Source organism: Ruegeria sp. BB5, assembly GCF_056539405.1.
Genome location: NZ_JBQFUX010000003.1, coordinates 130,843 through 154,623, shown reverse-complemented (window position 1 = coordinate 154,623; position 23,781 = coordinate 130,843). Strand labels below are relative to the sequence as shown.

At 56.5% G+C, this 23,781-nt stretch carries 19 protein-coding genes; 10 read left to right on the top strand and 9 right to left on the bottom strand.

Annotation, left to right across the window (positions count from 1 at the left end):
* Positions 1-17: 17 nt before the first annotated feature.
* The 4 genes from ACR0DL_RS10540 to ACR0DL_RS10525 all read left to right on the top strand — a co-directional run bounded on the left by ACR0DL_RS10540 (position 18) and on the right by ACR0DL_RS10525 (position 5,625).
* On the top strand, positions 18-836 hold the full coding sequence (locus tag ACR0DL_RS10540; RefSeq protein WP_170376918.1) for a SapC family protein: 819 nt from the start codon (positions 18-20) through the stop codon (positions 834-836).
* A 106-nt stretch (positions 837-942) separates the two neighbouring features.
* On the top strand, positions 943-2,187 hold the full coding sequence (locus tag ACR0DL_RS10535) for a TolC family protein (protein WP_480689008.1): 1,245 nt from the start codon (positions 943-945) through the stop codon (positions 2,185-2,187).
* On the top strand, positions 2,184-4,331 hold the full coding sequence (locus ACR0DL_RS10530) for a type I secretion system permease/ATPase (protein WP_480689006.1): 2,148 nt from the start codon (positions 2,184-2,186) through the stop codon (positions 4,329-4,331). The genes ACR0DL_RS10535 and ACR0DL_RS10530 overlap by 4 nt, the downstream gene beginning before the upstream one ends.
* A complete protein-coding gene (locus tag ACR0DL_RS10525) occupies positions 4,315-5,625 on the top strand; it encodes an HlyD family type I secretion periplasmic adaptor subunit (protein WP_480689004.1) in 1,311 nt (436 codons plus the stop codon). The genes ACR0DL_RS10530 and ACR0DL_RS10525 overlap by 17 nt, the downstream gene beginning before the upstream one ends.
* Positions 5,626-5,691: 66 nt before the next feature.
* Here ACR0DL_RS10525 and ACR0DL_RS10520 read toward each other — a convergent pair whose 3' ends face one another.
* The 4 genes from ACR0DL_RS10520 to ACR0DL_RS10505 form a co-directional block, all read right to left on the bottom strand.
* Positions 5,692-7,458, bottom strand: a complete 1,767-nt coding sequence (locus ACR0DL_RS10520; RefSeq protein ID WP_170376926.1) for an ABC transporter ATP-binding protein — start codon at positions 7,456-7,458, stop codon at positions 5,692-5,694.
* Positions 7,459-7,728: 270 nt separating this feature from the next.
* Positions 7,729-8,430 (bottom strand): response regulator transcription factor, encoded by a 702-nt coding sequence (locus ACR0DL_RS10515; RefSeq protein WP_170350002.1) that lies wholly within the window; start codon positions 8,428-8,430, stop codon positions 7,729-7,731.
* Positions 8,430-10,325, bottom strand: a complete 1,896-nt coding sequence (locus tag ACR0DL_RS10510) for a hybrid sensor histidine kinase/response regulator (protein WP_480689002.1) — start codon at positions 10,323-10,325, stop codon at positions 8,430-8,432. The genes ACR0DL_RS10515 and ACR0DL_RS10510 overlap by 1 nt, the downstream gene beginning before the upstream one ends.
* A 64-nt stretch (positions 10,326-10,389) precedes the next feature.
* Entirely contained in the window at positions 10,390-11,922 is a 1,533-nt protein-coding gene (locus ACR0DL_RS10505; protein WP_480689000.1) for a sulfatase-like hydrolase/transferase, read from the bottom strand.
* A gap of 274 nt (positions 11,923-12,196) precedes the next feature.
* Between ACR0DL_RS10505 and ACR0DL_RS10500 the strand changes: the two genes are divergently transcribed.
* The 4 genes from ACR0DL_RS10500 (at position 12,197) to ACR0DL_RS10485 (ending at position 16,095) form a co-directional block, all read left to right on the top strand.
* A complete protein-coding gene (locus ACR0DL_RS10500) occupies positions 12,197-13,309 on the top strand; it encodes an ABC transporter permease (RefSeq protein WP_480688998.1) in 1,113 nt (370 codons plus the stop codon).
* 1 nt (position 13,310) lies between these two features.
* On the top strand, positions 13,311-14,126 hold the full coding sequence (locus ACR0DL_RS10495) for an ABC transporter ATP-binding protein (RefSeq protein WP_170349998.1): 816 nt from the start codon (positions 13,311-13,313) through the stop codon (positions 14,124-14,126).
* A 5-nt stretch (positions 14,127-14,131) separates the two neighbouring features.
* Positions 14,132-15,448: an MlaD family protein gene (locus ACR0DL_RS10490; protein WP_480688996.1), complete on the top strand. Its 1,317-nt coding sequence runs from the start codon at positions 14,132-14,134 to the stop codon at positions 15,446-15,448.
* Between the two features lie 95 nt (positions 15,449-15,543).
* Positions 15,544-16,095: an ABC-type transport auxiliary lipoprotein family protein gene (locus tag ACR0DL_RS10485; protein ID WP_254428493.1), complete on the top strand. Its 552-nt coding sequence runs from the start codon at positions 15,544-15,546 to the stop codon at positions 16,093-16,095.
* Positions 16,096-16,141: 46 nt separating this feature from the next.
* Here the strand turns inward: ACR0DL_RS10485 and ACR0DL_RS10480 are convergent, their stop codons facing one another.
* The 3 genes from ACR0DL_RS10480 to ACR0DL_RS10470 form a co-directional block, all read right to left on the bottom strand.
* Complete coding sequence (locus tag ACR0DL_RS10480; protein WP_480688994.1) at positions 16,142-18,127, bottom strand: vWA domain-containing protein; 1,986 nt, start codon at positions 18,125-18,127, stop codon at positions 16,142-16,144.
* Positions 18,124-18,663 carry an RNA polymerase sigma factor gene (locus ACR0DL_RS10475; RefSeq protein ID WP_170361811.1) on the bottom strand — a complete coding sequence of 180 codons (540 nt, stop codon included), beginning with the start codon at positions 18,661-18,663 and terminating at the stop codon, positions 18,124-18,126. The genes ACR0DL_RS10480 and ACR0DL_RS10475 overlap by 4 nt, the downstream gene beginning before the upstream one ends.
* 61 nt (positions 18,664-18,724) lie before the next feature.
* Complete coding sequence (locus tag ACR0DL_RS10470) at positions 18,725-20,305, bottom strand: FMN-binding glutamate synthase family protein (protein WP_170349993.1); 1,581 nt, start codon at positions 20,303-20,305, stop codon at positions 18,725-18,727.
* A 197-nt stretch (positions 20,306-20,502) separates the two neighbouring features.
* On the opposite strand from ACR0DL_RS10470, the gene ACR0DL_RS10465 reads away from it, so the two are divergent.
* The gene (locus ACR0DL_RS10465; protein ID WP_480647366.1) at positions 20,503-20,910 is read left to right on the top strand and encodes a fluoride efflux transporter FluC; all 408 of its coding nucleotides are present in this window, start codon (positions 20,503-20,505) and stop codon (positions 20,908-20,910) included.
* Complete coding sequence (locus tag ACR0DL_RS10460; RefSeq protein WP_480688991.1) at positions 20,907-21,269, top strand: fluoride efflux transporter FluC; 363 nt, start codon at positions 20,907-20,909, stop codon at positions 21,267-21,269. The genes ACR0DL_RS10465 and ACR0DL_RS10460 overlap by 4 nt, the downstream gene beginning before the upstream one ends.
* On the opposite strand, the gene ACR0DL_RS10455 is transcribed toward ACR0DL_RS10460, so the two are convergent.
* Together ACR0DL_RS10455 and ACR0DL_RS10450 are read right to left on the bottom strand one after the other, a co-directional pair.
* Positions 21,266-22,789, bottom strand: a complete 1,524-nt coding sequence (locus ACR0DL_RS10455; protein WP_480688989.1) for a DHA2 family efflux MFS transporter permease subunit — start codon at positions 22,787-22,789, stop codon at positions 21,266-21,268. The genes ACR0DL_RS10460 and ACR0DL_RS10455 overlap by 4 nt on opposite strands.
* On the bottom strand, positions 22,786-23,769 hold the full coding sequence (locus ACR0DL_RS10450; RefSeq protein WP_170394797.1) for an HlyD family secretion protein: 984 nt from the start codon (positions 23,767-23,769) through the stop codon (positions 22,786-22,788). The genes ACR0DL_RS10455 and ACR0DL_RS10450 overlap by 4 nt, the downstream gene beginning before the upstream one ends.
* Between the last annotated feature and the right edge of the window lie 12 nt (positions 23,770-23,781).

Genomic DNA, 23,781 nt, shown 5'->3' with positions numbered 1-23,781 from the left:
CAAATCACGGGGTAAAAATGGCGCAAAATGGCCTGGTTCCAGTCACCTTTTCCCGGCATGGGCGGCGTTACTGGACACGTTTCATGTCTTACCAATTCGCGGCCAATCGCGCTGAATGCGCAATTGTCTTTCAAGAAGCTCAACAAGCGGCCGCCACTTTTCCCATTTTGTTCAAGAAAACAGCCAGAGGTTATGAGCCAACCGGTATATTGTCCGTTCTCAAAGATAGGCCTACCCCATTTGTATCGCAGGCGGGCCGGTGGCTTGCCGCCTATGTGCCCTCAGCTTTACGTTGCTATCCTTTTCAGGCCGCACCCACCGGTCGCAAAAAGGCAGATCAGGCACCTCTGTTTCAATTAAATGTGGATGAATCCTCTGGGTTGCTAAGCGAAGACCCAAAGGACGAAGCATTTTTTGACAATACCGGAGCCGTTTCACCTGCCTTGCGTGAGGTGAAAATCTTTCTTCAAGCCCGCGCTGCGGCCTGTGAGGCAACCCTGGCCCTGTGTCAGATCATCAATAGTCTTAGGTTGTTCGAACCAATTGCGTCACATGATGGGATACCGCTGCCGCCCGACAAGTTTGGGGTGTCAGTCCAGCGGCTCAAGACTTTGTCGCAGGTTGAAAAGCTGAAACTGGTCGATTCGGGTGCTCTTTTCTTAATCCACGCGCATCAGATTTCACTGTCACATTGCGGGTGGTTATCCCGGGCTCATCAACAGCTTGCACAGCAAAACCCGCAAGAAAAATACACGGAAAATTCAGATATTTCCGGTTTCCTCTATGCCATGGCCAACGCTCAGAATGACGACTTTCTTGGAACCAATGGGGTGTGAAACACCTATGCCAATACATGATCGCAGAGTAAAATTTGTAGCTTTAATCTGTCTCGCCACGTTGTCTTCGGCTTGCACGCCCGCACCCGATCTGACGGGGGTTGAAATGTCGCTTTCCCGCGGCTCAGTGGGCGCGGGCGCGAACGCTCCTTCACCGCGGCTTGCGCAAAGTGCATTTGGTCAAAAGGTTCGGGTCGCTGTCGAATCCAACCCCAACTTGGCGCAGAGCGCAACTCGACTTGAAGTCGCTGCTGCCAATGAGGACGCCGCCAAAGGGGCGTTCTTGCCGCAAGTGTCCATCGGCGTAAACGCACGATCCGAGCGCATTGAAGCGAATATTGCTGACGTTACCCCCTATTTGCGAATTTCGCAGCTAGTCTATGACGGCGGCGCGGCCTCGAATGACCTGGCTGCCGCAAAAGCCCGCGTGCTTCAAAGCCGGGGCGACCAGTTGCAAACCGCAGCGGCAATCGCGCTTTCGGCAATCGAGGCCTATGTTGTGGTTCTTGATAGGCGAAAAATCCTGGGCATATCGGAACAGAACGTGTCGGCTCACGAAGAAATGCTTCGCCAAATAGCCGAGCGAACCGCGCAGGGTGTAGGTTCAAATGCGGATGTTCTGGCGGCCCGCTCTCGCATGGCGGACGCGCAGACAAGATTGGCGGATGCTGAGGCCAGACTAGATCGTGCGGATGCTCAGTTTCGCGAATTTTTCGGCTCTGCCCCCGGGGTATTGCCCCCTCCGGTTGCGGCCCCAAAACTGTCGAGAACTGATGCTCAGATCGTGATGGACAGCCCACAGGTTCGGCGGGCGGATGCAGCGCTGCTATCCGCAAAGGCCGAGCAGGCTGCTGCTCAATCCCGGCGCCAGCCTGGCGTTCAGGTTGCAGCCTTTGCTGATCGGGATGATAGCAATGACGCGAATTTCGGCGTCGACCTGTCATTCAATTTCGAGATCGACAGCACAGGACAGCGCCGCGCTGCAATTGCGGCGGCAAAGGCACAGGTCAAAGAGGCTGAATTCACACGAGAATCCGTAATCCGAGACATACGGCGAGAATTGGAATTTGTTCGCTCGGATCAGCAAGCTGGCGCAGTGCGGCTGCAGGCCGCCCGCATCGCAGTGCAGGCCAACGCCGACAGTGTCTCAGCAGCACGCGAGCAATTCACAGTAGGACGGCGTAGTCTGATCGAAATCCTGGACGCGCAACGAGATTATGTGAACGCTCAGGAAAGATTGATCCTGGCTGAGCAGAATTTCTTCCTGACCAACTATGCCGCGCTCAGCCTCACTGGTGACATTCTGGACCTTCTGGGGATTTCATCGGCCAAGTGGGGTGAGGGTCTATGACACAACTGCTGCCAATTTCACGAGACCCCGAGCTTGCGCCTTTGGAAAAATGCCTGTTGCACGTCGCGGCTCAACTGGATCGGCCGATGACAAGCGCCACTTTGTATGCCGCGCAATCAGGAACGACCGGGGAACTTACCCTCCGTGACGCTATCGAAGTGGCACAAAGGGCTGGTTTGCAGGCCGGATACGGCAAACGAAAGCTGAGGGATTTCGACACCAAACTGGCACCAGCGCTTTTGCTGTTGCAAGACAATAAAGCCGTTGTTTACCACGGTCGTTCGCCCGATGGGCACCTTTTGATTTTCGACCCTGAGCTTGGGGCTGGTATCGGTGAAGCGTCAGAAGATAAGTTGAGGCACATTTACACCGGATATGCCATTCTGTTTCGCCGCAATTATCGCGACGAAGTATCAAACAGAGATTCCTCATATTCCGGGCACTGGTTCTGGTCGGCAATGGTCGCAAACCGATGGTCTTACACACAGGTTATTCTGGCCGCAGCGCTCGCCAATCTGCTTGGCCTTTCAACGTCGATCTTCATCATGGTGGTTTATGACCGCGTTCTACCCAACGAAGCGACTGAATCCCTGATTGCGCTGACCGCTGGCGTCGGCCTCGCACTAGGCTTCGATTTCATCCTAAAGCTGTTGCGCGCCGGGTTCATTGATCGCGCCGGGCAAAAGGCCGACATGCTGATGGGGCGTCGTGTGTTTGACCAGGTTCTGAACATCCGAATGAAATCGCGTACAGGCTCGACTGGTGCCATGGCCAGCACAGTTCGTGAGTTCGAAACTCTACGCGAGTTCTTTACTTCGGCCACGCTGGTTGCGCTGGTTGATCTGCCGTTTATCGCGCTGTTCATCTTTGTCATCCATCTGGTGGGTGGACCGCTGGCGCTTATCCCGGCCCTCGCGGTTCCAATTGTGTTGCTTGCGGGAATTGCCGTTCAACCAGTGTTGGCACGCCTGGCAGAGAAAAGCTTTTCAGACGGGCAATCCAAGCAATCCGTTCTGGTGGAAACGGTTTCAGGGCTTGAGACCATCAAAACTACCGCAGCGGCCAGGCAAATGCGAACCCGTTGGGAAAATGCGATAGAACGACAATCGTCACACGGTGCGCGAAGCCGCACGGTGACGCAGTTTGCCCTGAATCTGACCGGTTTCACCCAACAGGCTGCACAGGTTTTGATCGTCTTCTATGGCGTGTTTCTGATCACCGACGGTCAGGCCAGCATGGGGGCGCTGGTTGCCTCGGTCATGCTAACGGGGCGCGCTTTGGCCCCGTTGGGACAGCTTGCCCAAACCTTGACCCGCGTCAACCAGGCCCGAAGCGCTTACCGCAGTCTGGATACCTTGATGCAGGCCGAAAGCGAAAGGCCACAGGGACGCAATTGGGTAAGTCGAAACGGTTTCGAAGGTCGGATCTGCTTCAAGGATGTTCACTTCGCCTATCCCGATCAGACCGAGGACACTTTGGCCGGCGTGTCATTTTCAATTGAACCGGGTGAGAAGGTCGCGATTTTGGGGCCAATCGGCTCGGGTAAAAGTACTGTGGCCCGGCTGTTGCTTGGACTTTACCAGCCGCGCTCGGGGTCGGTTCTGCTGGACGGGGCAGATATCCGGCAGATCGACCCTGGTGATCTGCGTCGAAACGTCGGGTCGATCCTACAAGATATCTGGCTGTTTTCTGGCACGGTACGCGAGAACATAAACAGCGGCACCGTCAGGCCACGCGATCAGGACTTGATCCATGCTGGGAAGGTGGCCGGGGTCGAAGATTTTATTGCTCATACCCCCAATGGATACGACCTGAAACTGGCGGAACGGGGCGAAGGTTTGTCCGGCGGTCAGCGGCAAGCCATTGCTTTGGCCAGGGCACTGGTCGGACGACCTCCGGTCCTGTTGCTGGATGAACCGACCAGCGCGATGGATGTAAAAACCGAGGCCGAAGTGATCCGTCGCCTGAAACAGGCAACGCAGGACACAACGATGGTCATCGTCACGCATCGCACCAGCCTTCTGGAGCTGGTGGATCGGGTCATTGTGATCGAAGGCGGGCGCGTAGGCGCAGACGGCCCGAAAAGCTTGCTGGCCCAACACGTCCGCAAAACACGGAGGCACCTGAATGTCGCGGCATCCTGATCTGGCCACACTCACGCGTGAAATACGTGGACGCTCACCTCTACGTGGATCTCTGCTTTTGTTGGTGATTACGTCCTGTCTCATCGTGCTTGGACTGTGGGCGCATCTCACCGTATTGGACGACGTGACGCGCGTTGACGGTCGGATCGTGCCTTCGGCTGACATTCAGGTTATCGAAGCCACTGAACCCGGCGTATTGCAATCCCTGAAAATTCGGGAAGGGCAAGTGGTTGAAAAAGGAACGCTGCTGATGGAGTTCGAAACAACCCAGATCGACAGTCAGCTAAACCAGGAACAACAGCGTGCATTCGGGCTGATGGCGCGCACCCAACGTTTGCAGGCAGAAATTGACGGGACTGAACTGAGGTTTTCGCCGAACCTGATCAAAGGGTCCCCCGAGGTCGTGCATTCGGAAACCGCGCTGTATCAGGGGCGCCAATCCGAATTACGTGCTGAAATCGCAATTCTTGAAAGGCAGCGCCAGCAACGCCAACAGGAATACGAGGAAGGGCTGGTGGATCGTGTGACAGCAGATCAGACGCTTAAGTTGCTGGCCGAAGAACGCGCGATGATGCAGCCACTGGTGGAAAAGAAAATGGAGCCAGCCACAACGCTTTTAACGCTCCGCCGTGGTGAGGCCGAATGGGAAGGCCGCAGAACGCGGGCCGTGGCCGCGACCAATAGGCTGAGAACTGGTCTAGACGAAATAGACGACCGCATCCGCGCAACGCGCAGCCGGTTTCGCAGCGCCGCGCTGACTGATCTGGCGCTGGCGACCACAGAGCTTGCGGCGTTGCAACCCATTCTACCAGCACTGCGCAACCGGGCCAATAGAGCACAGGTGCGATCGCCGGTTCGGGGTATCGTGAACCGGGTGCATCGCAGCACAATTGGAGGATTGGCCCGCAGTGGAGAGGAATTGATTGAAATTGTGCCCTTGAACGACACCTTGCTTGTCGAAGCCTATGTGCGGCCAGAGGACATTGCCTTTCTTCACTCAGGGCAGCCGGTCAAGGTCAAGATCACAGCCTATGACTTTGCCCGTTATGGGGCTTTGAACGGTCAAATCACGCGCATCGGTGCAGACACGATCACGCGGTCCGAACGTAATGACGAAGAAGTTTTTGTCGTAGAAATTGAGACCAGCAACTCGATGCTGGATGCCAATGGTCTGGCCGTTGAAATCATCCCCGGCATGATTGCCGAGGTTGACATTCTGTCGGGCAAAAAGACGGTAATGGAATACCTTCTGCAACCTGTGGTCAAAGTCAAAGACAGGGCACTGCGCGAATAGGTCAAAACGAGCTAAGCCCGGTTATAGGTCCACGTTACTGACCAGATCCTAAAGAATGGGCGGCTGTCAGGACACCGGTTGTTTGAACTGCTTGTCAAACAATTTCCGGAACACCCCATCGTTCTCGACCAGAGTTTCCAAGTTGCCTTCCTCTATAACCTCACCGTCCTGAATGACAATGATCTTGTCCGCTTCCAACACGGTAGACAGCCTGTGGGCGATGACAATCGTTGTGACATTCTCGGTCAGCTTGTCCAGCGCGGTTTTCACAAGGGTTTCAGATTCTGCATCAAGGGCACTGGTGGCTTCGTCCAGCAACAAGATTTCAGACTTTCGCAGAATTGCTCGTGCAATGGCCAACCTCTGTTTTTGCCCGCCAGACAAAAACGCGCCATTCTCACCCACTTGCGTGTCATAACCGAATTGCATCTTGCTGATAAATTCATGTGCATGGGCGGCCCGCGCGGCTTCAGTCACCTCTTCGTCGGTGGCCTCGGGACGCGCAAATCTGAGGTTCTCCATAATCGAAGCTGAAAACAGGAACGTTTCCTGACCAACATACGAGATCTTTTGGCGCAACGAGGCAAAGCTTGCCCCCTGTAGATCCTGCCCGTCTATTTCAACCGTTCCGCTATCAGGATCATAAAAACGCATGATCAGGCCAAATATAGTAGATTTTCCGCCACCGGACTGACCAACAAGAGCCGTTGTCTTTCCAGCCTCAAATGTCACGTTCATATCCGAAATGACATTGGGGTTTCCCTTGTACCCAAAACTGAGATCCCTAAGCCGAATTTCACCCGGTCCAGATTCCAGCGGTTTGGCATCGGGGCTTTCCCGCATGGGCTCTTCTTCGTCCAGCAAATCAAACATCAGGCCGATCGGAACCAGCGCCGTTTCAATGACAACGCGCATCTTCGACAAACGTTTTGCCGGCTCGTATGCCATCAACAGCGCCGTGATGAACGACATCAGCTGACCTGCGGTGGTTGGGCCGCTTCCTGCGATACCTATGGTGCTGATCACCAGAACCCCGGCTATGGCCAGGCCCGCCAGAAATTCCATCAACGGGCTAGCGACCGATTGCAGTTTCGAAATCGAGTTCGCCCGTTTTTCAACCGATCTGATCGCCCCATTCATCCGTCCGACCATATGATCTTCGAGAGCAAAGACCTTGATGATCGTAATACCCCCGGACGTTTCTTGAAGAACCTTGATGATCTCGGACAGGGCCGCCATCTCGGATTGCATGATCGAGCGAACGCGCTTGAGCAGGAAACGAACACTCACCAATGCAACCGGACCCACAACAAAGAACAGCACGGACAATAAAGGCTGCTGATAGACCATTACGAACACCAGACCGATCAATGTCAGTAAGTCTCGCACAAAGCTGGTGACAACGACGTTGACCAGCCGTCTGGCCGCCTGAGCCCCCTGCGTCACGCGCATCAAAAGGCCCGAGGATTCGTTTCTGGAGAAAAAGCCCACACCGCGCTTGATCAGCTTGGCATAAAGACGTTCTTGTTGAACGGCAATGATGCGGTTCCCAGCCCGCGCCAAAAACACTGCCTGTACGTAAGATGCAGCCGCCTTGCCGAAAAACAGCGCAATTACAGCCCCGGCAACCAGAAAGACCTGCGAGCGCATCTCAGGCTCGGTCATGGTGTTGACGATGTTTTCCATCATCCACGCGGTACCGGCAGTGGTTGCAGCAACCACAACCATGGCCATCATCGCGATCCCATACAACCAGCCCTGGCTGCGCAGGCTTTCGCCCAGCAAACGGCCGATATGACCGGATTGCCATTTGGCCAAGGTTTTTTTGATCATTCTACTCTCCAAAACCCTTAGCTGTTCCGATACCCGGCAGCGTCATGGTCTTAACCCGCATTGCACCGGCAACCCCCGGACAGGATGGTGTTAGTTATGCGCGACTGCGCCAAGAATCCATAGCCCGTGCGCAGATAATAAAAGCGATGTGTTCTAGCTGACATCAGGTTTAGGATTTTGTCCTATTTTTTGTGTAACAAAGTGGTTTTGCTAAATTATTCACAACATGAGCTGTAGTATAAGACCGCCTTCCAGCTATTGATAGGCGCTTTACCGCCACTCGACGTCCCCCAGAAAAATGTAACCTGCGCCATAGATCGTCTTTATCAGGCGCGGGTTTTTCGGATCTTCGCCCAGCTTGGTGCGCAACCGAGAGATGCGCACATCCATTGCCCGGTCAAAGCTGTCGCCAGCCGCACCGCCCAGTGCCTCTTGCATCTGAGATCGGCTGATCAGGCGTTTCGGGCTGTCCAAAAACAATCGCAGAACTTCCCCCTCCGCATGGCTGAACGGTGTCTCTGCGCCACTGGCATCAATCAGGACATAGCGGTCAAAATACGCAGTCCAACCATTGAACATCGCCACATCCGACTGCGAGGTCTGCTGGCGAGGGGACCGCAATCTGGCCCGAATGCGGGCCACAACCTCGGCCGGGTCGAACGGCTTGGTAATGTAATCATCCGCCCCAAGCTCTAGCCCGGTCACACGATCTTGCACCTGCGCCCGACCTGAGATGATGATCACCGCTGCCCCCTGTTCCAGTGCCAGCCGATGCACCAACGCCAACCCGTCCGTATCGGGTAGGGACAGATCAACCAGGCACACATCCGGCGTCACACGTTTCAGCGCAGCCTCGAATTCCCGCGCCCGGGCAAAACTTTGGGTGCGGAATCCGGCCTCTTCCAGCGCGTCGGTCAGAACACGTCGGATTTCGGGTTCATCATCGACAATGGTGACCAGCGGTTGAGTCATCAGGTGCCCTCGGTTCGGATCAGGGCGGACAGCTGTGCCCGCGTAAACGGTTTGCTCAGGACCGGCGCCAGTGTCAGCGCCTGCCGGTGAAGCGGGTCAGAATAGGGCAACGAGGTCATCAAAATACACGCCAAGCCTGGCTTCAACTGTGCCAACAGGTCAAGACCTGTCCCCTGCCCTTCCAGTCGGATGTCTGACAGTACCAGCGCGATATCGTCAATATCCGCCGTCAAAGCCAGGGCTTCATCGACCGAGGTTGCCTCGATCACCGAACATCCAAGATCGACCAGCATATCGCGGAACTGCCCGCGCAGATCATCATTGTCTTCGACAAGCAGGACCAGCCCATCCTGCACCGGCGGCGCTGGACGATAGGGCAAACGCATGGCCACCGCTGCGCCCGAAGGCGTGTTGCGCAGGTTCAGGTCCCCGCCTGCCAGTTTTACAGTATCATAGACCATCGGCAGACCCAGCCCCGATCCTTTGCTGCCCTTGGTCGTAAAGAAAGGGTTCAGGGCTTTCTCCAAACCTTCTTCGGAAAAACCTGGTCCGGTATCGGTGACCGCAATTTCAATCCAGATCTCTCCGATCTTATGCGCGCTGATCGTCACCTGACCAAATCCACCACAGGCATCGCGCGCGTTCAGAACAAGGTTCAACAACGCGTCCTGCACCATGCCCGGGTCCAGCATCAGCGCCTCATCCGGCAGAGTGTTGACTACCGACAGGCCGACGCCTCGCGGCAGGGATGGCGAGGCGAGGATGCGTAAATCTTCCAACAAGCCGCGCATGTCGGTTGCTTTTGGTTGAAATGTTCGGTTGCCGGTCATATCCGCGATCCGGTTCAGCAATTGCCCGCCCCTCAGCGCGGTTTGCTGGGTCGCGGCCACAAGCTCTCGCGCGGCTTCGGACAAATCCATCTTTTCCAACCGGGACTGCATACCCAGAATGATGGTCAACAGGTTCGAGAAATCATGCGCCAACCCACTGGTCATCTGCGCCGCCATGGCCCGGCGACGTGTCTGTTGCAGGGCCACACGCGCCTGCGTTTCCTCGGTAATATCGACAGACATCACATAGACGCCCCCCTCACCATCTGGTGAAAACGACACGCGGATGCGGCGGGAATCCTGGTCCTCTGTGAACTCGAACACCGACGTTTCACCGCCATAGGCTTTGAGCAGGTAAGGTTCTACACGGGTAAAGGCCGCAGCACCCAACGCGTCAGATATGTGCATATCCAGAATTTCAGAAGGTCGGCCCGGCATGACCGAGCTGAGCCGCCGGTTGGAGTAATCATACCGCCCGTCCGGATTCAGATGGGCAATATGGGCCGGCATCATCTCGGTCGTCATGCGTGTGCGGGCTTCGATCTCGGTCAGCTGACGTTTGGCCTCTTCCAGCGCAGAGTTGGTCGCCGCGAGTTTCCGGTTGGCTGCCAAAAGCTCCTCGGCGCGGTCCAGCAATTGATCCGACAGTTCCTCGGACCGGGCACGCAGCAGGGCCTCGGCCTGTTTGGTGTTGGTGATATCGGTGTAGACGGATACCCAACCGCCTGTGGGCAAAGGCGCACCTTCGACCGAAATCACGCAGCCGTTGGCGCGCACACGTTCCATGTAATGAGGCTCGAACGCCAGCGCCTGTTGAACCCGCTTAGCGACGGCATCCTCGACATCAGTAACTTCACCATATTCACCGTGCGCAACCAAATAGCGGATCGTGTCGGCGAACAGCGCTCCGGGCTGCACAAGTTCTTCCGGCAGGTCGAACATATCCTGAAAACGGTGGTTGCTGACCACGAGCCGTAATTGGCTGTCGTAGATCGACAGGGCCTGACCGATCAGGTTCAGACCCGCACTGGTCATCGACTTTATCTGTTGTTCAGTTATGTCCAAATTCGCCCTCTCCGCGAACCATGCGTAGCACCGGTTTCGTCACAGGTGTATAGGACAGATTGGATCAGTACCGCGGTTTGGACTTTGCCCCATCCGGCGTGATAGAATGCAGCGACAGCGTATGGTCCATGTTTCGCATCCGATGCCGCAACATTTGCCGCCCCAAACGCGCCAGGTCCACCGCATGATCGGGGTTGCTTGCAACATCCTCCAGCTCGCCCTTGCCGTCGTGATCGAAAAGCAACGGCGGCAAATCAGCAGCAAATTCGACCAAAGTGAATCGGTCGTCGCGCAGAATGCCCAAACACGAGTCGCTGTTGCCCGTGCCCAATTGCTGTTGCCACAACGTAGGGTTTTCGGGTTCCGAGAAATCAAGCTCGCTAAAAGAATAGCTGCGCCAATCCTCAGGTACTTCGCCACGCAAAAGCGGCAACAAGGACCGGCCATCCATCGCATTCGGAACCGTCTGACCAACCCATTCAAGGATCGTCGGGGTTATATCGACCGACTCGGTTGGCGCAGACACTACCTTGCCCGCCTGAGATTCATTACCCGGCACCCGTATCATCAGCGGCGTATGATAGGCCGCGTCATAGACTGTCATCTTGCCCCAGCTGTGCCGATCACCCAGCATCTCGCCGTGATCGGCGGTGATCACCAGCAGCGTATTGTCATATTGCCCGCTGTCTTTCAGGTACTGGATAACACGACCGACATGATGATCCACTTCGGTTGCCAGCCCCAGATAGACCGAGCGCAGCGTCTGGATATTCTCGACCGTGGGGTCAACGTGATCGAAACCCAATACGAAATCCGCCGCCGTCTGCTTGTCCATCGTCGGGCCAAAGAAGGGATGCATCGCCCGTTCCTCAGCTGCTTCAGAGCAACCCGCAGGCAGCGGCAATGACGCTGGATCGTACATATCATTATACGGTGCCGGGGCAACCAGCGGTGGGTGTGGTCGGATATAGGTCAAATGGGCAAACCAGTTCTGGCCCTTGAGCGGGGCAAGACTGTTCAGGAATGTGTCGGTCAGAAAGGCCGTGTCGCTGTCTTCGGCCCGGTACAGGGCCGGATCATTCAGGCGCGGTGCATCTCCGGTCGGTGACACCGGTTTGTGAACGTCCCAGTAATCGTCAAAGCGGTATCCTTTCTGCATCAGGTGGGATCGCCACGGGTAGGATTCCTCCAACCGCATCTCGACGATTTCATCAAACCCGGCCATCGGGTTCTCATAGGATTTCAGAACTGGGTCACCTGCGTCATGCACACGCGGATCGGCCGAGGTATCGGTATAGCCGAACAGCATGGGCAGGTAACCGGCCTTACGCATCTCGGTCGCGATATTGGGTGTGTCGTGCCGCAGCGGTGTGCCATTGCGGACCGAGCGATGATTCATCGCATACTGCCCAGTCAGGATCGAGGCCCGCGAAGGCCCGCAAGGATTGGTGACCGAAAAGTGGCGGTCAAATGTCACGGCCTCATCCATGAACGCCCGCATGTTCGGTAGATCGACGTGATCCGCAAGGGCACCGTTCAGGCAATCTGCCCGCAACTGATCAATAATGATGAACAGGACATTTCCCGCGTGCTTCATGACACTTACCTTGATTCCAACGAGGCGTTTCCGCTGCAGACTTTGACTTGGTTCCGTGGTCGCGGCAAGCCGTTCATCGCGCTGATAATTGAGCACGCTTTTTTTCGTATCACGTACAAAAAACAGTCATTTAAGGGGATGGCGCACATGGCTAGCGTCAGGCGGACCCAAATTGTCACACCCCTGCTATGGTATGGCGGCAAATCTGGTCACAGCGTAAAAATCCGTTGCAGCACAACGTGGTTTCACATCACATACGACCATGACGCAGCCCATGATACATTCGGAACATGACGCCGACGGCGTCTGCCTGCGTATTTCGGGTGAAATGCTCACCAAATCTCTGGCGTCGGTAGAACAGGCTTTTGCCTCAACTCAACCCCAGGGTGGCAACGTCACGTTTGATCTGTCTCAGGTCGAGGCGCTGGATACCGGTGGCGCATGGCTGGTTGCCGATTTGGCCCGGCGAAACAGGGCCGTAGGCGCCGAGGTTCGGTTCGAAGGGTTAAGCCCGGCTCAGTCCGCCCTGTTGGACACTGTAGCCAAGAACATACCTGACGATTCCGGTATCGAAGTGGAACACCGCAGTTTTGTTGATTGGGTCGCCAGCGTTGGTCAAGGCACGGCCGGGGCCTGGGAAGACACCCTTTCGATGCTGGGCTTTCTGGGCCTGACTCTGCATCGGTTGGCCCGCACCATTATTATGCCATGGCGGCTGCGACAGGCAGCGCTGGTATCTCAGATGGAGGAAACGGGTTTTAGGGCCATCCCGATTGTTGCCCTGATGGGGTTTTTGATCGGCGTTGTGCTGGCTTTTCAGGGGGCCACTCAGCTGAAACAATTCGGAGCCGAGATTTTCGTGGTCGAACTGATCTCGATCTCGGTGCTGCGCGAGCTGGGTATCCTGCTGACAGCCATTATTGTTGCGGGCCGGTCCGGGTCAGCTTTCACCGCGTCAATCGGATCGATGAAAGTGCAGGAAGAGATCGACGCCATGCGCACGCTGGGCCTTGACCCGATCGAAGTGCTGGTGATCCCGCGCGTCGTCGCTTTGTTGATCATGTTGCCGATCCTGGGTTTCATTGCGGATATGGCCGCCCTGATCGGTGGGGGTTTGATGAGCTGGATTGATCTTGGCATCAGCCCCGGCATGTTCGTGACGCGGCTGAAGGAAAGCACCGGCATCTGGCATTTTGCCATCGGCATGATCAAAGCCCCGTTTTTTGCCGTGGTCATCGGCGTTATCGCCTGTTGGCAGGCAATGCAGGTCAAGGGATCGGCCCAGAGCGTCGGCCAAAGAACAACAGCCTCCGTTGTGCAGTCGATCTTTATGGTGATTGCACTGGACGCGCTGTTTTCGATCTTCTTCTCGGTGTTGGAGGTCTGACATGGACGGGAGCGTGCTTGAAAAGACCTCGGAAACCGGCGCTCAGCGCGAGGCAGTGATCCGCGTGCGCAATCTGACCAACCAGTTTGGAACGCAGGTGGTGCATCAGAACCTCAACCTGGACGTCTGGCGCGGTGAAGTATTGGGCATCGTTGGCGGATCGGGCACCGGCAAGTCGGTGCTTTTGCGCACGATTGTTGGGTTGAACAGACCCGCCGCAGGCAGCATCGAAGTATTGGGTGTCGACGTCCTGAACGGGCCCGAACAGGAACGTCGCCGCATCGAACGGCATTGGGGCGTGGCCTTTCAGGATGGCGCGCTGTTTTCGTCTCTGACAGTTTTGCAGAACGTCATGGCCCCGCTGCGCGAACACACCGGGTTGAGTGAAAAGCTGATGTGTGCCCTTGGCAGCCTGAAGATCAGTCTTGTAGGTCTGCCACAACTGAGCTGCGGCAAGTTTCCGTCGGAACTGTCCGGGGGTATGCGCAAACGTGCAGCCTTGGCCCGCGCACTGGCACTGGACCCCGAGATCGTGTTTCTGGACGAACCCACCGCCGGGTTGGACCCGATCGGGGCGGCGGCTTATGACGAGTTGATCGGCGAGTTGCAGCACGCGTTGGGGCTGACCGTGTTTATGGTTACGCATGATCTCGATAGCCTCTATGCCATTTGCGATCGTGTCGCAGTGCTGGCCGAAAAACGCGTTCTGGTTGAAGGACGGATTGAAGAAATGACCAAAGTCGACCATCCTTGGGTGCAGGAATACTTCACCGGCCCCCGGGCGCGCGCGGCGCAAAAGAAGGGGCAGGACAGGTAGAGGTCATGGAAACCCGAGCGAATTATATCCTGATCGGCGCCTTCACCCTTGCGGGTATCCTTGGCGCATTCGGCTTTTTCCTATGGTTGGCGAAATTCGAGGTGTCGCGGCAATACGCCTATTATGATGTACTATTCGACAACGTATCTGGCCTGTCTGCGGCAGGTGGCGTCAGCTACAATGGTCTGCCGGTCGGTCAGGTTATTTCGCTGAATCTGGACGAGGACGATCCGTCCAAGGTACGGGTCAGGCTTGAGGTCGACGCAGACATCCCCGTAACCGAAGACACAATTGCGCAATTGCAATCACTGGGTGTCACGGGCGTTAGTTACGTGGAACTGACCGGCGGGTCCGCCAGCGGCACAAAACTGCCACAAGACAGTGTGATTAAAAGCAAGCGCAGCGCCATTCAATCGTTGTTTGAGGGCGCCCCGAAGGTGCTGGACGAGGCCGTTACCCTGCTGGAAAACCTCAATGCCGTAGTCGATGACAAGAACCGCAAATACGTCAGCGACATTCTCGACAATCTGGCTTCCGCTTCAGGCAAGTTGGAAAAGACGCTTTCGGATTTCGAAAACCTGTCGACGGACCTTGGGGGCGCCGCCAAAAAGCTTGGCGATTTCACAGATCGACTGGATCAGTTGGCCGACACCGCCGAAACGACCCTGACAACCGGCACGGATACGCTGAAAAGCGTGAAAACCGCATCGGAATCGGCAACCGCAACTCTCGACAGCGCCAAGGTCACAATCGAAACAGCGGATCGCATAATTCAGGAAGATATTCGTCCCTTCATCGAACGCGCCACAAACCTGGCCGAGAACCTGAACGGTCTGACGAGCGAGGCCGAAGTCTCGCTGGCGACTATCACCGAGACATTCTTGAATGCAAATAAAACGCTGGGGTCAATCACGGGTGCGATGGACACGGCAAAAGGCACGCTGACCTCGGCAGAACGTGCCTTTGACTCGGCCAACAAAGTCATAACCGAAGACGTCGGCACTGTAATGAACGACATCCGTACAGCCGCAAATGAGGTATCCGCGACTGTGAAGAACGTCACCCAACGTATAGACGACATATCCGCCGATATCCTGAGCGCATCGAAATCAGCCTCGGAACTGCTGGGCACCATCGACGGTATCGTCCAGGACAACCGCCGTCAGCTGTCCGATTTCTTGCGGGTCGGTCTGCCGCAGTTCACCCGCTTTATCGAAGAATCGCAACGACTGGTCATCAGCCTGGATCGTCTGGTGGATAAGGTCGAACGTGATCCCGCGCGTTTCCTTCTTGGAACCCAAGCATCGGAGTTTCGCCAATGATTAGGCATTTACTTGTGGTTCTCGCCCTGGTGTCGCTGGGGGGATGCGCGGGGCTGGGAACGCTCAGGCAGGCATCAAAGCCTAATGATTTGTACTTGTTGACACCAAAAAGCACGTTTTCGTCTTCGTTGCCGCGCATTCAAAAACAGGTCGTGGTGCAGGAACCAACGGCCACCGCAGCCGTCAACACCGATCAGATTGCTATTCAGCCCACACCGTTGCAGGTCCAGTATCTGCCTCGGGCGCGTTGGGTGGACCGCGCGCCGCTGATCGTTCAGGCGCTGCTGGTGGAAAGCTATGAAAACAGCGGCAAGGTGGCTGCCGTTGGTCGTTCGACCGTTGGGTTGCGCGCGGACTATGTCATCGTTCCTGACTTGCGGGAATTTCAGGGCCTTGTGATTGCCGAAGACGACGGATCGTCAACTGTACGGGTCGAAGTTCGAATGAATATCAAGATCATCGACGAGTTCGAAGACAAGATCATCGCGTCAGATTCCTTCCGGGAATATGTGGTCGCCGCCAGCGATAAAACTCCTGATCTGGTCCGAGCGTTCGATGATGCGTTGGGCAAGACCATGCGGGATGCGGTGGAATGGAGTGTGCGCAAGATCAACACCCACGCCGCGAACAATTCTGATCGATTTTAGGGTAGGTAAACGGGCGCTCTTAGGTTTCAGCGCCCGCATCCCAGTTTCATTGAGACAATGTCTGGGCCAAACGCATCAAAGTGATGGCTTCGGCACGATACCCGAACGGGTCCTCACCCTTTGCCTCATTTGCAAGCGCAATCGCATCCGCATAGGACCACGAGCCCAAATATTCTCCGCCGCGCAACAACTGGCCAAAGCCTGCAATGGCGTATGAGAATTCCACATCTTTGGTCACGGCCCCTTGCCCCGGCAGGATTGGATGCTGGATCAATTGGCTTTCCGCAGCCCCCGGAGTTTTGTACCGCAGTTTGAAAAATCCGATCTCGTCCGACCCCTCGGACACCGCTTGTTCCGCATAGCGCAAGGGACCATTTCGGATGGCGTCCGACCCCACAGGTGTCACTTCGTAAATCGCAGTCACCGTATGACTGGCCCCGATATCGCCCGCATCCACCTTGTCGTTCGCGAAATCCTCACGCTGCAAAGCACGGGTTTCATACCCGATCAAACGGTATTCGGCGATCTGCGCCGGGTTGAATTCGACCTGTATTTTGACGTCATTGGCAATCGGAAACAGCACGCCGGTCAGTTGATCGACCAGAACCTTGCGTGCCTCGCTTAATGTATCGATATAGGCCGCCTGCCCGTTCCCGTTCTGCGCCAGTGCCTGCATGGTCGCATCGTCCAGATTTCCCCGACCAAAGCCCAGAACGCTTAGAAACGTGCCGCTGTCGCGTTTTTGGGCTATGAAATCTTTCAAAGCGTCCGGGTCGGACAGGCCAACATTGAAATCACCATCCGTGGCCAGGATAACGCGGGTGACCTCTCCATCCTCAACCATGCTTTCCGCCACCTGATAGGCCTGCTGCAACCCGGCCTGCCCGGCGGTCGAACCCCCGGCCTCCAACTGGTCCAGCGCGGTCAGGATTTTGGACCGTTCCGACGCCGCCGTCGGCTCCAACACTTGCCCGGCGCTGCCCGCGTAAGTGACGATTGACACCTGATCTTCGGGCCGCAATTCCGATAGCATCAGGCGGAAAGATTGTTTCAGCAGCGGCAGTTTGTCGGTATTTTGCATCGAACCCGACGTGTCGATCAGAAACACCAGGTTCAGCGGTGGGCGATCTTCGATCTGCGGAAGCGCACCCTGAATGCCTATATGGACCAGCTGCGTGCCTTCGTTCCAGGGTGTTGGGGTCACCGAAATCGAAGGCCGGAACGGCACATCACTATCGGGCGCGGGATAGCTGTAGGGGAAGTAATTCACCATCTCTTCAACCCGCACCGCATCTTTCGGCGGCAACTGACCGCGCATCAATGAGGATCGGACAATCGAATATGAGGACGTGTCGACATCAATCGAGAAGGTCGACACGGGATCTTCGGCAGTGACCTTCAATGGATTGGTGTCGGCGTTAGCAAAATCTTCGGTATTTTGTTCGGGTGCCAGAACAACAACGCGTTGGTCCAACGACGGCACCAAGGGTTGGGAACCTCCAATTAATCCGGAACTGGAATAGCTCTCACTTGTCACACCCAGGCCACCGGTTTGTATTTTACTCGGTGCATTTGGACGTGATCGAGGCGCGATCGAGTCCTCCATCACAACAGGCGCTTCGACCACGGGTTCTGAAACCGCGCTGTCGGGAACGGCGAAAGACAATTCACTGTCCTGATCCGCCTCTTCTGTTTTGGTCCGAGATTCAACGCGTTCATCGTTCGGTAGTGGGGATGGGCTCGACATGAAATCCCGCGTCTGCGGTAGGATCGCTACCAAAGCCACGGCGGCGATGGCTGTAGTTGCGGTCAGTGCACCGCGATGCGTCAGGACATTCAACATGGACTTCGCTCCTTCTGTCAGGCGGGCTATTGGGCCTCGCTTGACAGTCGGACGCGCGCCAGACTGCAATCCTTGGGCGCGGGCGAAACTTTTCTGCGCCTGCTGCAGATTTTCCACCCGACGCTGCGCATCCGGCGCGGGGGTGGCGGCATTCATCAAGGTTTTGAAATCTTCAAGATCGTCTGTCATTGAGCCAGCTCCTCTTGCCGCAGGGCGCGCAGGCGTTTGCGGATATCCGACATGCGCCAAGACACTGTGCCCTCAGACACGCCCAGCACCTGTGCCGCCTGGGCATGAGTCATTTCATCCTCAAGCGTCAGGGCCAAGGTGTCCTGCAATTCTTGCGGTAACGCGCGCATGGCCCGTTGCAACCAATCGACGGCTTCGGCGGTCTCCGCCGCTTCGGCCCGGCGCATCTGCTCGACATCGCCCCACCCCACCGCCGCGCGGCTGTGACTGGCTTGCCGACGGCGCGCATCTTCGGCGGCGTTGACGACAACACGATACAGCCAAGTGGTGAATTTGGCCTGCGCCCGAAACCCAACAATCTTGGTTGGTAAGGCGGCGCAGATATCCTGTGTTAAATCTTCGGCCTGATCACCGCGCCCACTCAACCGAAAAGCCAGACGAAATATTCGGTCGTAATGGCGCGCAAGAAGGGCAGCGAACGCATCCGCGTCCCCCTTTGCGGCAGCTTTGGCCAGATCCTCATCCGAAGTTGTCATACGCATCACGATGAGTAAGACGGATTAGAAAGGTCAATCCTTGGCGGCGGGTCGAAAAAAATTAAAAATGACTTGCCGATGCCATTTTCCAATCCGCAGCAAAGGCTTCGGGGGGCGTATCGGTCAGCAAGGCGCCTTCATCAATAAAAGTGTACATTTCGGCATAGGACCGCTCGTGTTCATCCGCGTTACGACAGCGGATATCGCTTGGATGCAGGTCAGAGACTTTTTCTTTACCCATAGCACCCAAAAGCTCTCGAAAGCTTTCCAGCGTGGCGTCATGAAAGCGCTGCACCCGAACGCGTTTTTGCGGCACGTTCACTGCCCGTCCCCGGACCGGGTCTTGTGTGGCGACACCCGAAGGGCAGCGGTTCGTATTGCAATGCAACGCCTGTATGCAGCCGACCGCAAACATCATCGCCCGCGCCGCGTTGCACATATCAGCCCCAAGCGCAAATTTCTCGACCATGTCATAGCCCGTGGCCACCTTGCCCGAGCAGATGATCCGCATCTTGTCGCGCAAACCAGCGCCACGCAGGCAGTTGTTAACAAAGATCAACGCCTCGTTCAGGGGCACGCCGAGGCGGTTGGTGAATTCAACCGGAGCCGCCCCGGTGCCCCCCTCGGCACCGTCAATGGTAATAAAGTCGGGCAAAATTCCAGTTTCCAACATCGCCTTGCAGATCGCCATAAACTCGGAAGGACGTCCAATGCACAGCTTGAAACCGACGGGTTTTCCGCCTGACAATTCACGCAGGTGCTGAACGAAATGCATCAAACCCGTCGGGCCTTCAAAGGCCGAATGGATGGGAGGAGATATGACGTCCTGATGCTCGGGTACGTGGCGGATTTCGGCGATTTCCTTATCCACCTTGGCCGCAGGCAGAACCCCGCCATGGGATGGTTTCGCGCCCTGCGACAGTTTGATTTCAATCGCCTTGACCACATCTTTTTGGGCTTTTTCAGCGAATTTATCCTTATCGAATGTACCTTCGAGCGTACGGCATCCAAAATAGCCCGTACCGATCTGCCAGATGATATCACCGCCCTCGGCCAGATGGTGCGGAGACAACCCACCCTCACCCGTGTTATGCGCAAACCCGCCATCTTTGGCACCGCCATTTAACGCCCGGATCGCATTGGCGCTGAGTGCGCCGAAACTCATGGCGGATACGTTCAGACGCGAGGCATTATAGGGTTTGGTACACTGGGGTCCGCCCAGCATGACCCGTTCCTCACTTTCGGCCACCTCTTTGGGTGCAAGTGAATGGTTGGCCCGGTGATACCCTACGGTCATGATGTCGAATTGTGTGCCAAAGGCCTGTGTATCCATCTGCCCCTTGGCGCGGGAATAGACCAGGCTGCGGATGATACGGTTATAGGGGCGCCCGCTTTCGTTGGTCTCAACAAAGTATTGGCGGATTTCCGGGCTGACGAATTCCAGCATGTACCGGAAATGCCCCAGAACCGGATAATTGTTCAAAACGTTATGCTTTGTGGTCAGCATGTCATACAGGCCAACCACTGCGTAGGGGATCAGCAGGACCAGTAACCAATGCGCCGGTGGCCAGTACAGCCCCCACAACACAGTCAGCGGCAAACACACGTAGCTGAGGAAGTAATAGAGTTGACGTACAATCATTTTGCGCTCTCCCAAGGTGTTGCCAAACCGGCTAATGGCAAGCGTGGATCAATTCGGCTTTTGATTGCAAGCGTTTGAACCAAACATCACGCGATCAGGTTAGATTACGAAACAGGCAGAATACAGAGCCACTGTTGATCCCCCTTGCCCCAATAGGTATGCCAAAACAAAGGTGAAATTGGGCAGGAATCCAGGCCGTGACACAGACCCGACCCGCCGTCCGGACCACGGCCATCATGTTCGCTGCCGTTTTCGTAGGGGGCGCTGCGGGGTCGTTGCTGCGCGAGGCGCTCTCGGCCCAGATCCCCGGCGCTCCGATTCTGACGGCCACGTTTGGGATCAATATTGTGGCCTGTTTCATACTCGGTTGGCTTTATGCAGTGCGGCATCGCGTGCATACGCATGTATTGCATCTGGGTGCCGTCGGGTTTTGCGGTGGTCTGTCCACGTTTTCCTCATTTGTGGCTGAGCTGGAACGTATGGCGGCAACGCATCTTTGGGGCGCTATTTCGGCTGCTGGTCTGGAAATAGCGGTTGGCCTTGCGGCAGCCATTCTGGGTGAGGCTATCGGGCGGCGTCTCCTAGGGCAGAGGTCAGCAAAATGACTGAGCTGTACCTGCACGCCATGTTCGGGCTGGGCGGCGGTCTGGGCGCTGTGCTGCGCCATTGGGTCGCCCTGCGGGTTCGCCACGACCTGCCGTTTGCAACGCTGATTGTGAATATTCTGGGCAGCCTGCTTCTGGGTCTGTGGATCGGTTACCTGGGTGGGCCGGTTGATTTGGGCGAGGAAGAAAGACGGCTGGTTTTCGGGTTCTGCGGCGGCTTCACCACTTTCTCAAGCTTTGCCTATCAGTCGCTGGAGTTGCGGCGGCAACGCACGATTGCGCTGGCGGCGGGGAATATTCTACTTAGCCTGATCTTGTGTTGGCTTGCCTTGTTGCTGGGATTGTTCCTGACACACTAGTGCGCGGGAACAGCAGACTGTGTGCCTGGCTTAGGAGCGCGGCAGAAAAACAGCAAAGGAATCGTCGCCAGGGCCAGCAAACCCAGGTTATTGAAAACGGTCAGATATGAAATCAGTTCAGCCTGCTGGCTGATCGCTTGCCCCAGTATGGCAGCGCCTTGCGCACTGTCGGGCGTCAGGCCAAGCGGTTGCAGATAAGCCTGCGCAGCCGGGTTGTAGGGGGTCACATTCTGGCCAAGCACAGCGGTATTCGTCTGCAACCCGCGCACCACCCATGTCCCAACAAGTGAAATTCCAACCGACGACCCCAACTGACGGGTCACGTTGAACAATCCAGACGCTTCGTCCTGCCGCGTTTTCGAAATACTTTCGAACGCCAGAATCGACATGGGCACAAAGACCAACCCCATACCCAGACCGCTGACTGCACCCGGCCAGGCCAGCTCCCAAAACCCCGCATTCATATTCAGCGCGCCCATCATGAAGTTGCTTACCGCCGTCAACGCCATGCCCAGCCCAGCCAGAATACGCGGATCAAAACGATGCACCAGTACAGCGCCAGTCACCACCATGGACAGACCCGCCGTAATGCCCCGCGGAATGAACAAATGGCCTGAGGCGATGACCGGATAGTCCAGCAGGTTCTGAACAAAAGTTGGCAGGATCGCGATACCTCCGAACAGCGAGATCGCAAACCCTGCGATGACCAGATTGCACAGGGCAAAATTCCGGTCCGCGAAAAGGCGTAGATCAACGACGGGGCGCTTCGAGCTGAGCGCATGAACAACAAACCCCAACGCGCCCAGAACCGACGCGATCAGCGCCACCTGTATCACACGAGAGGTCAACCAATCCTTGGTTTCCCCCTGATCCAGTATATATTGCAAGCAACCAATGCCGATGGCCAGCAAGGCCAGACCGATCCAGTCGATCTTGACCTCTTCGGTTTCATCATCCGGCAGCTCTCCGGCCAGCAACAGCAGGGCCATGGCCGCCACCGGCAGGTTTACGAAAAACACCATCCGCCACGAGAAATACTCAGTCAGGATGGCCCCGACTGTCGGCCCCAAGACGGGGGCAACCACGACGCCCAGACCAAAAACAGCCATCGCCTGCCCGCGTTTTTCACGGGGAAATGCATCAAACAGGATAGATTGCGACAGCGGGATCAGAAACGCGCCGAACATACCCTGCGCCAGGCGGAAAAAAACGATTGTCTCAAGGCTCCAGGACAGGCCGCACATGACCGACATGGCAGTGAAACCGGTGATGGCGGTCAGGATCAACCGTCGTCGCCCGACCCGGCGCGCGACAAAACCGGTCAGAGGCATGACAACCACAGCCGAGACAATATAGCTGGTCAAAATCCAAGTCGCCTGATCGGTCGTGGCACCAAACGCGGCCTGAATATGAGGTAGCGCGACGTTGACGATGGTGCTGTCCAGCACCTCGAGTATGGCGCTAAGCACAACGGCGATCACGATCACCGGATTTACGCGGCTGGCCGCCGATCCGGTCATTTTTCTGCCTGATCGACGGTCGTGTCCACTGTCACTTTGCTGCTGCCGCCCACACGCAGCGGCGCATCGGTCGGGTCAAGCTCCACACGCACCGCAAAGCGGCGGGTGACCTTGACCCAATTGCCGCTGGCATTCTCGGACGGCAAAAGCGAGAAAGTATCCCCCGACCCGCGCCCGATCGAGGCGACCTTGCCCGTCAGCGTCACACCCGGCAGCATGTCGATCTGAACCGTAACCGGTTGGCCCGGACGAATGCGCGGCAGAGCGGTTTCCTTGAAATTCGCATCCACCCACCAGTCCGAAGACTCGACAATCGAAAACTGCGGCGCATTGGCGGCCACCGCTGAACCTGGCCGTAAGGTCAGGTTAGCAATCCAACCATCCGCCGCTGCATAAACCTTGGTCCATCCCAGATCCGCCTGTGCGATCTCAAGCTGTGCGCGGGCAGACAGAACGTCATCTTGCTTTGCGGCCACACCGCTTTGCAGGGCCAACAGGCCGGACTGGCTGGCGGTCAGTCTGGCCGAGGCCTGCGCGAATTCTGTCGTTGCCTGGTCCAATGTGACCTGCGCCACATCTCCATCCGCAAAAAGCGCCTTGTTGCGTTCAAAATTGTTGTTGGCCGTGTTGAAGGCGGACTGAGCTGAATCGACCGCCGCCTTGGCCGCTGCGATCTGGGTCGAAAACGTTTGAACCTGCTGTATGGCTCTGTCCAGATCGGCCTGCGCCTGATCGACGGTTGCCTTGAATTGTGTATCGTCGATGGTGAACAGCAGGTCCCCCGCCTTGATTGGCTGATTGTCATTGATCGGCACCTCAGCAACCTGCCCGGTTACCTGCGCTGCCACGTTGATGATATTAGCACCGACATAGGCGTCTTTGGTCGAGGGGTACCTTTCCTCATGGCGCCAATACAGCAACAGACCAGCGGCGATAGCAATCAGCATGGCGGCAACGGCGACGACTTTAATCGATTTCATGCGTCAGACCTT

Excerpts from the sequence above, each read along its gene's own strand:
- ACR0DL_RS10530 (WP_480689006.1), top strand. The coding sequence starts at position 2,184 with ATGACACAACTGCTGCCAATTTCACGAGACCCCGAGCTTGCGCCTTTG.
- ACR0DL_RS10495 (WP_170349998.1), top strand. The coding sequence starts at position 13,311 with ATGGACGGGAGCGTGCTTGAAAAGACCTCGGAAACCGGCGCTCAGCGC.
- ACR0DL_RS10480 (WP_480688994.1), bottom strand. The coding sequence starts at position 18,127 with ATGACAGACGATCTTGAAGATTTCAAAACCTTGATGAATGCCGCCACC.
- ACR0DL_RS10540 (WP_170376918.1), top strand. The coding sequence starts at position 18 with ATGGCGCAAAATGGCCTGGTTCCAGTCACCTTTTCCCGGCATGGGCGG.
- ACR0DL_RS10500 (WP_480688998.1), top strand. The coding sequence starts at position 12,197 with ATGATACATTCGGAACATGACGCCGACGGCGTCTGCCTGCGTATTTCG.
- ACR0DL_RS10450 (WP_170394797.1), bottom strand. The coding sequence starts at position 23,769 with ATGAAATCGATTAAAGTCGTCGCCGTTGCCGCCATGCTGATTGCTATC.
- ACR0DL_RS10475 (WP_170361811.1), bottom strand. The coding sequence starts at position 18,663 with ATGACAACTTCGGATGAGGATCTGGCCAAAGCTGCCGCAAAGGGGGAC.
- ACR0DL_RS10460 (WP_480688991.1), top strand. The coding sequence starts at position 20,907 with ATGACTGAGCTGTACCTGCACGCCATGTTCGGGCTGGGCGGCGGTCTG.
- ACR0DL_RS10520 (WP_170376926.1), bottom strand. The coding sequence starts at position 7,458 with ATGATCAAAAAAACCTTGGCCAAATGGCAATCCGGTCATATCGGCCGT.
- ACR0DL_RS10515 (WP_170350002.1), bottom strand. The coding sequence starts at position 8,430 with ATGACTCAACCGCTGGTCACCATTGTCGATGATGAACCCGAAATCCGA.
- ACR0DL_RS10490 (WP_480688996.1), top strand. The coding sequence starts at position 14,132 with ATGGAAACCCGAGCGAATTATATCCTGATCGGCGCCTTCACCCTTGCG.
- ACR0DL_RS10470 (WP_170349993.1), bottom strand. The coding sequence starts at position 20,305 with ATGATTGTACGTCAACTCTATTACTTCCTCAGCTACGTGTGTTTGCCG.
- ACR0DL_RS10505 (WP_480689000.1), bottom strand. The coding sequence starts at position 11,922 with ATGAAGCACGCGGGAAATGTCCTGTTCATCATTATTGATCAGTTGCGG.
- ACR0DL_RS10455 (WP_480688989.1), bottom strand. The coding sequence starts at position 22,789 with ATGACCGGATCGGCGGCCAGCCGCGTAAATCCGGTGATCGTGATCGCC.
- ACR0DL_RS10525 (WP_480689004.1), top strand. The coding sequence starts at position 4,315 with ATGTCGCGGCATCCTGATCTGGCCACACTCACGCGTGAAATACGTGGA.
- ACR0DL_RS10535 (WP_480689008.1), top strand. The coding sequence starts at position 943 with ATGTCGCTTTCCCGCGGCTCAGTGGGCGCGGGCGCGAACGCTCCTTCA.